This window comes from Enterobacter sp. Ap-1006 (assembly GCF_011752835.1).
Lineage (GTDB): Bacteria > Pseudomonadota > Gammaproteobacteria > Enterobacterales > Enterobacteriaceae > Cedecea.
This window is the reverse complement of record NZ_VWWU01000008.1, coordinates 78,366-92,029: the sequence shown is the minus strand read 5'-3', so window position 1 is coordinate 92,029 and position 13,664 is coordinate 78,366. Positions and strand designations below refer to the sequence as shown.

General features: G+C 43.1%; 16 protein-coding genes. 8 read left to right on the top strand and 8 right to left on the bottom strand.

What is annotated here, in order from left to right:
- The first annotated feature begins 544 nt into the window (after window positions 1-544).
- Together F3J28_RS20795 and F3J28_RS20790 are read left to right on the top strand one after the other, a co-directional pair.
- On the top strand, window positions 545-1,093 hold the full coding sequence (locus tag F3J28_RS20795) for an SLATT domain-containing protein (protein WP_050110121.1): 549 nt from the start codon (window positions 545-547) through the stop codon (window positions 1,091-1,093).
- Window positions 1,077-2,447: a reverse transcriptase domain-containing protein gene (locus F3J28_RS20790; RefSeq protein WP_166879389.1), complete on the top strand. Its 1,371-nt coding sequence runs from the start codon at window positions 1,077-1,079 to the stop codon at window positions 2,445-2,447. The genes F3J28_RS20795 and F3J28_RS20790 overlap by 17 nt, the downstream gene beginning before the upstream one ends.
- 239 nt (window positions 2,448-2,686) lie before the next feature.
- On the opposite strand, the gene F3J28_RS20785 is transcribed toward F3J28_RS20790, so the two are convergent.
- Together F3J28_RS20785 and F3J28_RS20780 are read right to left on the bottom strand one after the other, a co-directional pair.
- Window positions 2,687-3,778, bottom strand: a complete 1,092-nt coding sequence (locus tag F3J28_RS20785; RefSeq protein WP_166879386.1) for a hypothetical protein — start codon at window positions 3,776-3,778, stop codon at window positions 2,687-2,689.
- A gap of 222 nt (window positions 3,779-4,000) precedes the next feature.
- Window positions 4,001-4,234: a helix-turn-helix transcriptional regulator gene (locus F3J28_RS20780; protein WP_032623043.1), complete on the bottom strand. Its 234-nt coding sequence runs from the start codon at window positions 4,232-4,234 to the stop codon at window positions 4,001-4,003.
- 286 nt (window positions 4,235-4,520) lie between these two features.
- Between F3J28_RS20780 and F3J28_RS20775 the strand changes: the two genes are divergently transcribed.
- On the top strand, window positions 4,521-5,072 hold the full coding sequence (locus tag F3J28_RS20775; RefSeq protein WP_166879384.1) for a hypothetical protein: 552 nt from the start codon (window positions 4,521-4,523) through the stop codon (window positions 5,070-5,072).
- A gap of 31 nt (window positions 5,073-5,103) precedes the next feature.
- On the opposite strand, the gene F3J28_RS20770 is transcribed toward F3J28_RS20775, so the two are convergent.
- Complete coding sequence (locus F3J28_RS20770) at window positions 5,104-5,484, bottom strand: helix-turn-helix domain-containing protein (RefSeq protein ID WP_032623044.1); 381 nt, start codon at window positions 5,482-5,484, stop codon at window positions 5,104-5,106.
- A gap of 258 nt (window positions 5,485-5,742) precedes the next feature.
- Here F3J28_RS20770 and F3J28_RS20765 point away from each other — a divergent pair, with 258 nt between their 5' ends.
- From F3J28_RS20765 to F3J28_RS20755, 3 genes are all read left to right on the top strand, one after another.
- A complete protein-coding gene (locus tag F3J28_RS20765) occupies window positions 5,743-6,327 on the top strand; it encodes a hypothetical protein (RefSeq protein ID WP_166879381.1) in 585 nt (194 codons plus the stop codon).
- A gap of 93 nt (window positions 6,328-6,420) precedes the next feature.
- On the top strand, window positions 6,421-6,915 hold the full coding sequence (locus tag F3J28_RS20760; RefSeq protein ID WP_166879378.1) for a hypothetical protein: 495 nt from the start codon (window positions 6,421-6,423) through the stop codon (window positions 6,913-6,915).
- Window positions 6,916-6,964: 49 nt separating this feature from the next.
- The gene (locus F3J28_RS20755; RefSeq protein WP_032623045.1) at window positions 6,965-7,321 is read left to right on the top strand and encodes a hypothetical protein; all 357 of its coding nucleotides are present in this window, start codon (window positions 6,965-6,967) and stop codon (window positions 7,319-7,321) included.
- A 73-nt stretch (window positions 7,322-7,394) separates the two neighbouring features.
- On the opposite strand, the gene F3J28_RS20750 is transcribed toward F3J28_RS20755, so the two are convergent.
- Both F3J28_RS20750 and F3J28_RS20745 read right to left on the bottom strand, forming a co-directional pair.
- Complete coding sequence (locus tag F3J28_RS20750) at window positions 7,395-8,657, bottom strand: tyrosine-type recombinase/integrase (RefSeq protein ID WP_166879375.1); 1,263 nt, start codon at window positions 8,655-8,657, stop codon at window positions 7,395-7,397.
- Window positions 8,658-8,849: 192 nt separating this feature from the next.
- Window positions 8,850-9,713 carry a YicC/YloC family endoribonuclease gene (locus tag F3J28_RS20745; protein WP_008457425.1) on the bottom strand — a complete coding sequence of 288 codons (864 nt, stop codon included), beginning with the start codon at window positions 9,711-9,713 and terminating at the stop codon, window positions 8,850-8,852.
- 125 nt (window positions 9,714-9,838) lie between these two features.
- On the opposite strand from F3J28_RS20745, the gene rph reads away from it, so the two are divergent.
- On the top strand, window positions 9,839-10,555 hold the full coding sequence (rph, locus tag F3J28_RS20740; RefSeq protein WP_008457427.1) for a ribonuclease PH: 717 nt from the start codon (window positions 9,839-9,841) through the stop codon (window positions 10,553-10,555).
- Between the two features lie 65 nt (window positions 10,556-10,620).
- A complete protein-coding gene (gene pyrE / locus F3J28_RS20735) occupies window positions 10,621-11,262 on the top strand; it encodes an orotate phosphoribosyltransferase (RefSeq protein ID WP_166879372.1) in 642 nt (213 codons plus the stop codon).
- A gap of 37 nt (window positions 11,263-11,299) precedes the next feature.
- On the opposite strand, the gene slmA is transcribed toward pyrE, so the two are convergent.
- The 3 genes from slmA to coaBC all read right to left on the bottom strand — a co-directional run bounded on the left by slmA (window position 11,300) and on the right by coaBC (window position 13,664).
- Complete coding sequence (gene slmA, locus F3J28_RS20730; protein WP_166879369.1) at window positions 11,300-11,896, bottom strand: nucleoid occlusion factor SlmA; 597 nt, start codon at window positions 11,894-11,896, stop codon at window positions 11,300-11,302.
- A 120-nt stretch (window positions 11,897-12,016) separates the two neighbouring features.
- The gene (dut, locus tag F3J28_RS20725; RefSeq protein WP_034808728.1) at window positions 12,017-12,475 is read right to left on the bottom strand and encodes a dUTP diphosphatase; all 459 of its coding nucleotides are present in this window, start codon (window positions 12,473-12,475) and stop codon (window positions 12,017-12,019) included.
- Entirely contained in the window at window positions 12,453-13,664 is a 1,212-nt protein-coding gene (gene coaBC / locus F3J28_RS20720; protein WP_205247273.1) for a bifunctional phosphopantothenoylcysteine decarboxylase/phosphopantothenate--cysteine ligase CoaBC, read from the bottom strand. Before coaBC ends, dut begins: the two co-directional genes overlap by 23 nt.

Genomic DNA, 13,664 nt, shown 5'->3' with positions numbered 1-13,664 from the left:
GGCTCAATGCTAATATCTATTCATGATTAGCACGGAGTTTTTCTTAAACGTCATTGATAAGATTATTGGCCATTTCACTGAGCATCTGGGTGTCTGCTATTCGGACGTCCTCCACGCAGTAACAGCGCAAGGTGAAGGACTTTTCCCAGAACTGGAAGCCCATCCCCAGAGCGTTGTTGTGGAAAATGAATAGACATTCCTGATGAGCCACTGACTAGACATTTTCACTGAGCTTTGACAAAAGGAGGTCTATGCCATGTTACGAATAGCAGTTTTGCCCAAAATGGGGCTGCAAAAGTTTTTTTGGGTGAAATCGGTCCAATAGGCTAATAATAATGAAAAATCGGGTTGACTATAGCTCAGAGATGTTGTTATTAATATATTTGGAAGGGCAGGTTTTTCCTCTTACCTACGTAAGGGTGGCTCTAATAAAGAACAGCTTACTTTTTGGCTGTTGTTGGGCTTCGGCTCACTGATCCTACGGGATGTTCAACGGTTCTCAATAGTTCCTGTCCCTTCTTTCTTCAAACTAACAGGGGGATTTGTGCGGGATAATATTTGGTTTACTTACAAAGCTCGTATAAACGCACATCATCGTCTTGAATTGATGGAAAAACATTCGCAGTTTCTTCTTGTCTGGTATGCTATTTTGGGAGCGGTGCTTTCTGTTATAACAATACGTTATCCTAAGATTATTGGAGATAATACAGATATTTGGGCTGCTATTCTGTCTATTGTTTTACTCGGTGTGTCGCTAGTAGTATCTAATCTGGATTTTCGTGGACGAGCTATTGCAATGCGAAAAAATTATTTAGCTCTCCAGAAATTATATGCTGAAATTCCTCAAGAACACTCTCTCACGTCAGCTCAAATTGCAGCATATAATGATCTCTTGAGTGAGGTTGAGAACCATAAAGAAATCGACGATAAAATGGCGAGAGTTTCCTCCCATTTAACATTAACAACGCGAAACCCAACTATAGAAGAGATAAAAGAAGTTAGACGTTTTAAAATAGTAAGGATCACCATTATATCTCTATTGTATTTAACTCCTTTGATTCTGATGTGGATTAATTATGAATGCGGCGCGTAAGTTTAAAGGGAAATTTTCCATAAGGAATCTTAAATCTATTTATCAAAACAAAATAAAAAGTTCTGGTGCTATTGGTATAGATAGAGTCCGTCCATCGAATTTAGAAAAAAACCTTAATGATGAACTGGAAATTATTTCAAAAAAAGTTAATGCTGGAATCTATAAATTCACAGCATACAAAGAAAAATTAATTTCAAAAGGTGCAAACTCTAATCCTAGACAAATTTCAATTCCCACTGCTAGAGATAGAATAACTCTAAGAGCATTATGTGAGTGCTTGTCAGATGTATTTCCCGAAGCGAGACTTAAGTTACCACATACCGTCATGGATTCTTTGAAAGAGGCATTGCACGAGAAAAAATTCACAGAATATGCCAAGATTGATCTTAAATCTTTTTACCCTTCAATTGAACACTCACTTATAGAACACGCGATAAAAAGCCGAATCAGGAAAAAAGAATTTAGAACACTAATTATGTCGGCATTAGCTGTACCTACAGTTAATGAATTTAAGGGTAGTAAGCATGCCATGCCGAATACAAAAGGCGTCCCTCAAGGTTTAGCTATTTCTAATATCCTTGCCGAAATATCACTTGGAAAGCTTGATAATGAATTGTCATCTGATCCTAATATATGGTTTAAAAGATATGTTGATGACATATTAATTTTAACTACTTCCGGTCAAGCAAGTATCGTAGCAGAAAATGTTATCAGAAAATTAGAATCAATAGAGCTGAAACCACATCCGCTCAACGAAGAAAACTCTAAATCAGTAGTGGGTGTGATAGGTACACCCTTTAGTTTTTTAGGGTATCAAATTATTGGTGAAGAACTTTTAATTAAAAGGGATAGTATTCTTCGTTTTGAGTCATCACTCGCAAAGATATTCACTGCCTATAGACACGCGCTTTCGCAGGCTAAAAATAAGCGGGATAAAGAAAAAGCAATCGCTTATTGTAAATGGAAACTCAATTTAAGAATTACAGGTTGTATTTTCGGTGGTAAACGTCTTGGTTGGGTTTCTTATTTTTCTCAGATTTCAAGTACCGCTCAATTACGAGCAGTTAACCATACTGTTACAAATTTTATTAAGCGGTTTGGACTGGGTGATGATATAAAAGCAAAATCCTTGATAAAGACATTTTATGAAATAAATCGTGGAGTGGCATTTACATCAAGATATATCCCCAATTTTGACAATCTCACTATAGAACAGAAACGTGAAGTAGTTTCTATGTGGATTGGGAGAGAGGCAGCTAACAAATTGAGGGACTCTGAGGTGGAAAGGAAGTTTAATTACAAGATAACATCCGCAGTTAAAGAGCTTGAAGAGGATATCACGGGGATATCTTAAGTAAAATATTTTTAAGTAGCATGACCTTTTTTATTACAGCCAATGTGTGTTTTTATAATGTAGCGTGACGTGGTAGCTATAGTGATTTCTAATTTTAATTACGGCAGTTACTGATGGGTGAAGTTGAAATAGATAAATTGCTTTATTATGGTGGTTATCCTGGAAAAGGCTATGATTAATCATAGCCTTTTCCTAATTGAAATTTTTACGTTAAATAAATAGATATGAAGTAATAGATTTTATCTTCTGGTTTGTGGATTTGTTCGATCTGACTCTTTGTTATGTAGAAAGAAAACAGACGATATGTTAAATATGCTGCTTAATCGTTCAACACAGAGCGACCACTGCTCCCAAATTGTATTCTTATTGAGTAGCTCAATTTCATGCTTAACGATTATGCCAATGACCTCACGGGGCAAACGTGAGTTCTGCATGTTTCGCACTATAGAGCGTTTCAATGCCGCTATGCTGGGTTCTGCTGGAATCGCGCGAATGTATCCCTTAGTTAGTAGCTCATATGCTAAATCGTCCGAGTAGACTTGAAGTCGTTCGAAAGGGTTTCCCATACTCAGAAGGTGAGCCAGCATCAGGGCATTACCTCTCTTGCTCGTAGGCGTGGCATTGGGTTGGTATCGGGACTCGATACGCAAGAATTGCCGATGCTCATTCAGATTGATATTAATGAATCTGGATTTCTCCCGAAAAGTGAGTTGTTTGCTTCCATGAGCATCTATCTTCTCATAGCAAAGAATATATAAAATAGAACGTGAACTGCCGATCCTGACACTCGGTAAACTCTTTTTATTATTGCGATACGATGTTTTTCCTGCTCGTTCCAATCCCCATATATAGTTATCTAACTGACAACCATAAATATCGACAGCAACATCTATTCGTGTAATCCATGATCGTGCCAATAGGTGATAAAATACTTCCCCTAATCGTTGATTCATCCACGATAGTAGATGATCGATCTTACTTGCAGTCAGATGTTGGGGGTGGAAATCTAAGCGTATACCTCCTGAGTTATGATTTATTGGTGAATAGTCAATTCGTAATAAAACAGGAGAGTTTTCTTTGATTCCCATGATTAATAGCGCGTTACGATAGGGTTTACCTTTTTTGTTTTTTATGTATCTCACTCTATATTTTTTATAGTTAAATTTTCTCATTTTTCTAAGTTTAGAATATACTCTCTTCTTCTCAGCTTTGTTGAGGAAGCAACTTACAATTGCAAGTCCATCAATTCGCATTTTTAATGAATGTCCAAAATTGTCCTTACCAATTCTCATAGAAGAACAAAATTCGATATTGTGCTTATTTAATAGCATTGTTATTCCTTACGGCTAATAGCCATATATAGAATAGAGAACAATGACAGTTGATACTTACCCTAATAGGGTGTAAATGCTCCTAATGGCTATTGAAGCATGTTTAACTGATATATTCTCTATTCAGACATACTATGTGTGTGTATATAACGTGCTATTAGACATACTATGTGTGTGTATATAACGTGCTATTAGAGCAACGGTATATTAGTTATGGGAGGGTTAATTCGTATGTTCCTGCGCTAAAGGTACTTTTTGGCGACTCATAATCCATTGAAGTATTTCTTCCTCTCGCCATGCAATCGCACGAGAAGAATTACTTTGGTCATTTGTCCCACCTGTTAAGCGAACTGGTTCAGGGAAGTGGCCTGCTTTGATCTGGCGATACAGCGTTGCACGGGATATAGCGCACAATTCAAGAACCATTTTCATCTTGATCAAACGTGAAAAATTCATCTCAAAACCTGTTCGATTTGCGTATCGGATTGATACGAAGATTCTTTACAGTTTTCGATTTATACGTTTTTATACTGGTTTTTGTAAATCTGACGATCAGATTTTTTGTTGTTTAATGCATTGATATTAAATGTTATTTTTTTCTGGATTTGGGGTTAAATTATCTGATCGTCAGATTTATAAAAAATGATTTTAATCTGATCATCAGATCCAATCTTGACAATCGTGTATCGAACATTAATCTGATCGTCAGATCTGATATTTTTAACGCGTGGTTGGAATAAGAATGACGAAAAAAACAAAAGCAGAAAAAGCTAATGAATTAGTTGTTAGAAGAAAAAGGGATGTTGAATATCAAAATAAGCGTAAAGAGAAACTTGAAAAACTTGGCGAACATAGTATTACAATAAGATTGGATAATACCGATTATGAGTCGTTATCGGATATTTGCGAAATTTTAGGATATCAACGTCCAGAGGCAAAAAAACGTAACCTGATAGAAATTTACTCAGCTAGTTTGATTCACTTGCTTCGTATTGAAAGGGAATCATCGATTTACAAACCTAAATCACGAACAGCTAAAAAATTTTATCGGTTATATAAAATTGTGAATCATTTAAAACATGATAAAAATTACTCTGATAATGAAATCATAGCAAAGATGACATCTGATAAAATGCTCACCCCCTTATCGGTGATTAAAGGCGGGAAAAATTCTTCGTGGAGTGAAAAAGCACTAAAAAGAGTGTTGGATAAAGAAAAGGTAATTGAGACGTTAAAGCAATTAGATCACGATTTTAAAAAACCTTTACCCATTAAGTCATCAGGAATAGAATAATATTCCTGTCTGAAATAACTCTTGATATTTATTACTGTTTGGTATATTCATCAAGAAGCATAATCAATATACGCCTCTGCTTATGTGTCAGCCGAGGCCAAATTTTTTCAAATCGGCTTTTCAGATCCGCATCCTTTACTGGTACATATTCGAGTTGTTTCTGTTTATGGCTATCTGGTTCCGTGAAACAATCAATGAAAAACCAGCTAATTGGTGTATCAAGTGTAATGGCGATATTCACCAGATGCGCCACGTTGATCTTGTTTGTTCCGCGCTCGTATCGCGATAGTTGTTGGTGAGATATATCAACGAGTTCTGCTAAATGCTGAGCTGTTATTCCCAGTTCTTTACGACGCATTTGAATGCGTTGGCCTACCTGTTTGTCTGCACTGTCCGAAGATAACTGAGCCATACGTACCACTCTTCACCTATAAAATGTCTATAGATGGAATTTTGTGGTCATTTTGCTCTTGTATGAACATCATCTATGGATTATAAATGTATTTTGCGCATCTATAGCCATAGTGATGAAGGGAAGGGAGCAAGAGATTGGATACCTCGTAATCAGCCGCTTTTACGAGAGCAAAAGTTCATTTTGTTCCCGTAATAAGAGATCTTTTTGATAAGTCTATAACAAACTCTTAAACGAATAGCTTGTTTGGCATGGCTGATGAGAAAACAAGAAATATTGATTATCGAATCACGCAGTGATCAGGATATTTATGATGGCAGATGCGAAGGAGATACATTAAAACGTGTACTTCAACTACAGGGTGTTAATGCAAAAAGCATAGAGGTGATTAATGAGAAAATGTTTATTAAAGCTTTAAACATAGCCAAGCGAGAAAATATAAAATACATTCATATCAGTGCGCACGGTTTTGATGAAGGTTTTTCTCTTACTGACGGTGATATTGTTACGTGGCGTGATTTCGACCGTCTTGCATGGCCAATTTTACGAGGGAAGTGTATTTGTTTCTCAAGTTGCTCTGTTGGCAATGGAGTAGCAGAATTATTTACTCTGCATAAATCTTTCTGCAATGCAATTGTTGCTCCAACTAGAAATATTAGTTGGGGGGAAGGGTTGGTTGCATATTCTGCATTTTACCATCGAACACAATCACACGAAAAGTCATCTTCCCAAAATGTAAAAGTAATGAATCATATCGTTGGTGCAGGAACTTTTAAACTTATCGAGTCACCTTATATTTTACGAACCTATACGATTGGAGCCTTCATGAACAATATTTTATGAATAAATCGCGTGTTTTATTAAAGTTAACTTGTCGTTAAGATAAACGACAAATTAACTAGGTTTAGAGATTAACTATTTTTGAATGGGTGGATTATGAGCGAGAATCTTTCTGCTTCACAGAAAAAAATCAAGAATGAAATAGTTCTTAGAGCTATCGGGTATGGCGCTGGCATCGCATTATTAATTGCGGGTGCTGTTTATTTTATTTTTGCTATTGAACCTATGTTTGCGAGAATAGGTTTGTCCTTAATAGTATTTACGGCATCTTTTTTTATTGCAACTAAGGTTACTATTTATTTTCTCTCTGGTGATTATCAATGTGAGGCTTGCAATGCAACATATAGTATTGAGCTTCTTGATACAGAAGAGATATTTTTATCCGCTATACCTCGTAGTGCAGTCAAAAATGGAGGTCGGGTAACATCAGGTGATCGTGAAGGTAAGCATATTTTAATACATGAAAATTGGACGGAAGAAAAATATGATGTCACCAGAAAATATCGTTGTGTTGTTTGTGGTGACACATATCAGGAGCAAGGGGTGGAAACAAGGAAAACTAGCTTTTCAAGTACCAAAACATATCGGTAACCATCTGTTATATAAAAGATAAATATTTTTATATTATAATGGAATTATGATGAAAAAGATAACGATAGCATTTATTTTAATCACGAGTGTATCTCTGGCACATGCTGGCGAATATGTTAAACGTAATGGTATTTTATCCCTTTCTCCGAGAGGTGAGATTGCTGAATTCAATATTAATGCTTCACATGGTGATACATCAATATGTGAAGTATATGGTGAAGCTATATCAATTGGGGCAGAGAAAGGGTTACGTAATCAATGGGTGTATAGCGATAAAGAAAGTATGTGCGCAGTAGTTATCAGTGAACAACAAAATGGCACTATACAGGTTATTACTGACAAATGTGACAACTACTGCGGCGTATCAGCTATAGGTGCTATGGATGGGAAATACAAGAAGAAGTAATTAGTTTGGGAATGCCAATTTCCAACCTGAAATAGTTCAGGTTGGAAATAAGGGGTTTAAAATAGAGGAAAACTTACGCAATATCCTTTCTTAATGGCGTTACGTTATAATTTTCACCTTTTTCTAAAGATAAGAGTAAATTAATCCATAGCTCTAATGCTGCTTTACGTTCATCAAAATATTGGTAACGATTATAAATACCTTCAACGCCCTTGATACGGTGATTTAAGCAACGTTCAGCAACTATGGGATCTATTCCCAGCGCGGCCAGATGTGAGCGTGCTGTACGCCGGAAATCATGAATAGTGAAGTTAGGGACGTTAGGCATGTTAGCTTTAATTTTTCCTAACGCTACAGATAATGTACTTTCCTGAATATGGGGGATCATTCGATGCTGCATTTTTCTGGCCGGAAGAACCCACTTACTATTAAATGACATACAATGAAGTTCCTGTAGCCATTCAAGCGCAGGAGCAGGAATAGGGATATCGATCGCATCGCCGTTTTTTACCCGTTCAGCAGGCAGATGCCAGATGGCATTTTTAAAGTCGAATTCTTCCCATGCAGCGCCGCAAAACTCCATTTTTCGGCAGCAGAAAACCAGAATAAGTTTCATGGTTAACTCATTTTGACGTGAGAAACCCTTTGTCTTTGGCATGGTCTGGAAGAACTGCACGAGTTCTTCACGACTGAGCCAGCGCTCCCGGCTTTGTTCCTGTCCACCAGCATCAGCGATTTCAAAAGCGCCAGTAGGATTCGTTTCCAACATATGCCGTTTTATGCCGTAATCGAATATGCGGCGAGTCCATCTCAACACATCGTTAGCGATTGTCGGTGCACCACGCTGAACGATTTTTTGCAGCATGTCATCAATATGGAAGGGACGAACATCTTCTATTCTGAGGTGCCCGATATTAGGGTTGATGTCCTTGTCTATGCGACGGCGCAGAATGTCCGGATGCTTCCAGCGGGTCAGGATCTGGCGTTCAAAGTATTCGGCGGCTAACTCTGAAACACGTAATGCGTGTTTTTCTTCCTCCATTTTCTTCAACGCTTCTGCTTTGCGTTCTTGCTTCTCTCCCGCTACGTCATGGCCCAGAGCGACACGAGCGGAAAGCTCTTTAGCGATTTCCCGCGCTTTGGCAAGTGAAATGCTGGAGTAGTAGCCAATGAGCATCACTCTGGCTTTACCCGCCATTTTGTAACGAAAGCGCCAGAATGGGGCGCTATATGTCTCTGGAAAACAGATATATAGCCCATTTCCATCGGAGCGTCCCGCGAAATTTTCTTTGTTTTTTATCCATGTACGAATCTGTATGTCTGTCAATTTGCTCATATGTCACTCGTTACCAGATGGGGTGTACTTAAAGTGGTGTGCATAAAACCGAGTAAGTACACCTTTAAGTACACCTAAAACATGCGCTGTAGTGATACGATATGAGACTATATAAAACAAAAAAAGCCATTTTTTACAATGGCTTTTTTAGGCGGTGAGATGCGATGAGACTCTATGAGATCGCGTGAAACACTACTCGATATTCTGAATCTGTTCGCGCATCTGCTCGATCAGGACTTTCAGCTCGATAGCTGAATTGGTCACGTCGGCATTGATAGACTTGGAGGCCAGAGTATTCGACTCGCGGTTAAACTCCTGCATCATAAAGTCGAGGCGACGACCAACGGCTTCTTTCTTTTTCAGGATGTTGTAGGTCTCTTTGACGTGGGCTTCCAGACGGTCCAGCTCTTCCGCGACGTCAATGCGCTGTGCCATCAGCACCAGTTCTTGTTCAAGGCGGTTGTTCTCAAGCTGAACTTCGGCCTCTTCCAGCTTGTTAACCAGGCGCTCGCGCTGCCATTTCACTACTTCTGGCATTTGTGCACGGACTTTAACCACTTCGGCGCTGACGCCTTCCAGGCGTTGTTCAATCAGCCCTTTCAGGGCCTGACCTTCGGTTTCACGGGCAACAATAAAGTCGTCCAGGGCGCCATCAAGAGCGGAAAGGATTTCAGCGGTGATCGCATCAAGATCCTGCTCCTGAGCGGCCATCACGCCTGGCCAGCGTAGAATATCAACCGGGTTGATTTCGCCTTCATCGCTTTGCATTTTGACCCAGTTAGCGGCCTCAACCAGCTGCTTAGCCAGCTTTTCATTAAGAATCAGCGATCCTTGTGAACGGGCATCGGGCTCAAAGCGCAGGTTGCATTCAATTTTGCCGCGGGTGAGGCGGTTGCGAATGCGCTCACGAGCAACAGGCTCAAGACTGCGGAACTGTTCCGGCATGCGGATATACGTTTCGAGATAGCGCTGGTTTACCGAGCGTAATTCCCAGGAGGCGGAGCCCCATTCACCTTTTACTTCACGCCGGGCGTAGGCGGTCATACTGCGGATCATAGTACGTACCCGTTTTCAGCTAATGTATGGGGGGATTATAGCCATCAGGGGTCTTGCAGGATAGGAATAAGCGCCTGAAGTCCGTATAATGCGCAGCCACATTCGTTTTAGCCGGAGAAAAGCCCATGCGTCCATCAGGTCGTAGCGCCGAACAAGTGCGCCCAGTTACCCTGACCCGTCATTACACTAAACACGCTGAAGGTTCCGTGCTTGTCGAGTTCGGTGATACCAAAGTGTTGTGCACCGCGACCCTTGAAGAAGGCGTGCCTCGCTTCCTGAAAGGTCAGGGCCAGGGCTGGATCACCGCTGAATACGGCATGCTGCCGCGTGCAACCCATAGCCGCAATGCCCGTGAAGCGGCCAAAGGCAAACAAGGTGGCCGTACTCTCGAGATTCAACGTCTCATCGCCCGTTCATTACGCGCAGCGGTGGACCTAAAAGCATTAGGTGAATTCACCATCACCCTGGACTGCGACGTTCTGCAGGCCGACGGCGGCACTCGTACCGCGTCCATCACCGGTGCCTGTGTAGCGCTGGCCGATGCGTTAAACGGTCTGGTCGCTTCTGGCAAACTGAAAACTAATCCTATGAAAGGGATGGTTGCGGCGGTTTCCGTTGGTATCGTCAACGGTGAAGCTCTCTGCGATCTGGAATATGTCGAAGACTCGGCAGCCGAAACCGACATGAATGTTGTCATGATGGAAGACGGGCGCATGATTGAGGTGCAGGGTACTGCGGAAGGCGAGCCGTTCTCCCACGAAGAGTTACTGGCGCTACTGGCGTTGGCTCGAGGGGGCATTGATTCCATCATCGCGTCGCAGAAGGCGGCGTTAGAAAATTAATTTTTTAAAAGCGACTGAGAAGTCGCTTTTTTTATGTCCGTGTCACAATGCTAAGGAGCAAATCCATGAAACCGTATCAGCGCCAGTTTATTGAGTTTGCGCTTAACAAACAGGTACTCAAGTTTGGCGAATTCACGCTGAAATCCGGGCGCACTAGCCCCTATTTCTTCAACGCCGGGCTGTTTAATACCGGGCGCGATCTGGCGTTATTAGGGCGTTTCTATGCTGCCGCTCTGATGGACTCCGGCATCGATTTTGATCTGCTCTTTGGCCCGGCCTATAAAGGCATTCCTATCGCGACAACGACCGCGGTGGCACTGGCTGAGCACCACGAGCGCGATGTGCCTTACTGCTTTAACCGCAAAGAAGCGAAAGATCATGGCGAAGGCGGTAATTTGGTGGGCAGTGCGCTTCAGGGCCGCGTTATGCTGGTGGACGATGTGATAACTGCTGGGACCGCTATTCGTGAGTCAATGGAGATCATTGCCGCGAACGGTGCGAGCCTTGCCGGGGTGCTTATTTCTCTCGACCGACAGGAGCGTGGCCGTGCGGATATCTCCGCCATTCAGGAAGTTGAGCGCGACTATCAGTGTAAAGTCACTTCGATCATCACGCTCAAAGACCTGATTTCTTACCTGGAAGAGAAGCCAGAAATGGCGGACAAGCTGGCTGCAGTGCGTAAATATCGCGAAGAGTTCGGCGTCTAAGTCGGAAAATAAATAAGGGCCTTCCGGCCCTTATCTACTAGTAAAGCTGAGCAGCAATCAGCGGCCAGCGGGTATCAAAATCATCCGTAGGCAGATAGCGGAAATCACTTCTCACAAATCGTGACAGCATTCCTTCACAGAAAGCCAGTAGCTGGCTCGCCAGCAAGGATTCATCGGTGCTAAACCCTTCGCCTTCGCGCATTTTCTTTTCACGCATAACCTGGCGCAGCTGAACCTCAATGCGTTCAAAAAGCTGGTTGATGCGATCCTGCAGGCGATCCTGCTCAAACATCAGCGCGTGCCCGGTGAGGATACGCGTCAGACCTGGGTTCCGTTCACCAAAACCCAACACCAAAAGTACGATCAACCGCAGGCGGGCCAGCGTGTCTTTTTCATCTTTTAGAATCAGGTTAATGCGGGTAATCAGGCTATCTTCGATAAACTCAATCAGGCTATCGAACATTTTCATTTTGCTGGGAAAATGCCGATAAAGTGCGGCTTCGGACACGCCAACGGTTGCCGCTAGTTTAGCGGTCGTAATGCGCTGGCTGCCGTCGCTGGATTCGAGCATTTGGGCCAGAGACTGAAGTATTTCCTCGCGACGATTCCTTTTCGCGGTCTGTTTTTCTACCATGTTCTAAAATACCCCTGAAAAATACCTTGTCAGGTAAGCACCGAACCGCGCCCGCAAACGCTTGGTTTGCGGTCTGTTTTAACGTTATCTACGCGGTAGGGTTACGTTGATAAAACGGTATTACTGGCGGCCTGAATGACCAAATCCGCCTTCGCCACGGTCGCTGGCGTCAAAATCTTCAACCAGGTTAAATTCGGCCTGCACAACAGGTACAAAGACCATCTGCGCAATGCGTTCGCCGGGCTGAATGGTGAAGCTGTCCTGGCCGCGGTTCCAGACAGAAACCATCAGCTGGCCTTGATAATCGGAGTCAATCAGCCCCACCAGGTTACCCAGCACAACACCGTGTTTGTGGCCCAGGCCAGAACGAGGCAGGATGACCGCTGCCAGAGAGGCGTCAGCAATGTGAATAGCCAGGCCGGTTGGCAGCAGCGTTGTTGCACCAGGCGCAAGTTCTACGGCGTCATCCAGGCAAGCGCGCAGGTCAAGACCGGCAGAGCCGGAGGTGGCGTAAGTTGGTAACGGGAATTGCTGACCAACTCGCGGGTCCAGAATTTTAACGTCGATTTTTTTCATCATAGCGGGTAACGATCTCGTCCAGTAAAAGGTGGCCAAGGAGTGCTTTACGCTCAAGCGGTAAGACTTTGTCTCCCTCCTGCCAGAAAAGGTGCAATGCGTTATTATCGCTATTAAACCCTTGATTATTCTGAGATACGTCATTGGCGCAGATCAGATCCAGGTTTTTAGCGGCACGCTTTTTCCGGGCGTATTCTTCCACATTATTTGTTTCGGCGGCAAACCCTACTACATAGGGACGTCCTTCAGAAAGCGCCGCAACACCCGCAACAACATCCGGGTTTTTGACCATTTTTAGCGTAATTTCATCGCCTTGCTTTTTAATTTTCTCGTCAGCAACCACGGCTGCTCGATAGTCGGCAACGGCGGCACAGCCAATGAATATATGCTGCCCGGCGACGCGTTTTTGGACCACTTCATTCATTTCCAGCGCCGTAGTGACGTCAATGCGGTTGACCCATGCCGGAGTAGGCAGATTTACCGGACCTGAAATCAGGGTTACGTTTGCCCCGCGCGCTGCCGCTGCGGCGGCTATAGAAAACCCCATCTTTCCTGAGCTGTCGTTAGTAATGTATCTGACGGGATCCAGGCGTTCGCGCGTTGGGCCGGCGGTAATCATGACGTTCAGATGTTGCAGATCTTTGACTACGGAGAAATGTTCAACGGCCATATCAACCAGCGTTAGCGGATCTAACATTCGGCCTGGTCCAATATCGCCGCAGGCCTGGCTTCCGCTATCCGGGCCCCAAATCAGGAGACCACGAGCGTTTAGCACGTCCAAATTATGTTGAGTGGCTGCCGCGCGGAACATTTGTTGGTTCATTGCCGGAACAACGGCAACCGGTGCGGCGGTTGCCAGGCAGATAGTGCTGACCAGGTCGTTTGCCATGCCTGCGGTCACGCGCGCAATCAGGTCTGCTGTCGCAGGTGCGAGTATCACTAAATCTGCCCATTTGCCGAGTTCGATGTGGCCCATGGCGGCTTCTGCTGCGGGGTCTAGCAAACTGTCGGACACCGGATAACCGGACACTGCTTGCAAACTTAGTGGCGTGATGAAGGCCTTTGCCGCCTCGGTCATTACCACTCGTACATCCGCTCCGCGATCGCGCAGACGACGAACCAGCTCAGGTGTTTTATAGGCTGCAATACCGCCGCTCACACCAAGAACAATTTTCTTGCCGGAAAGTCCCAT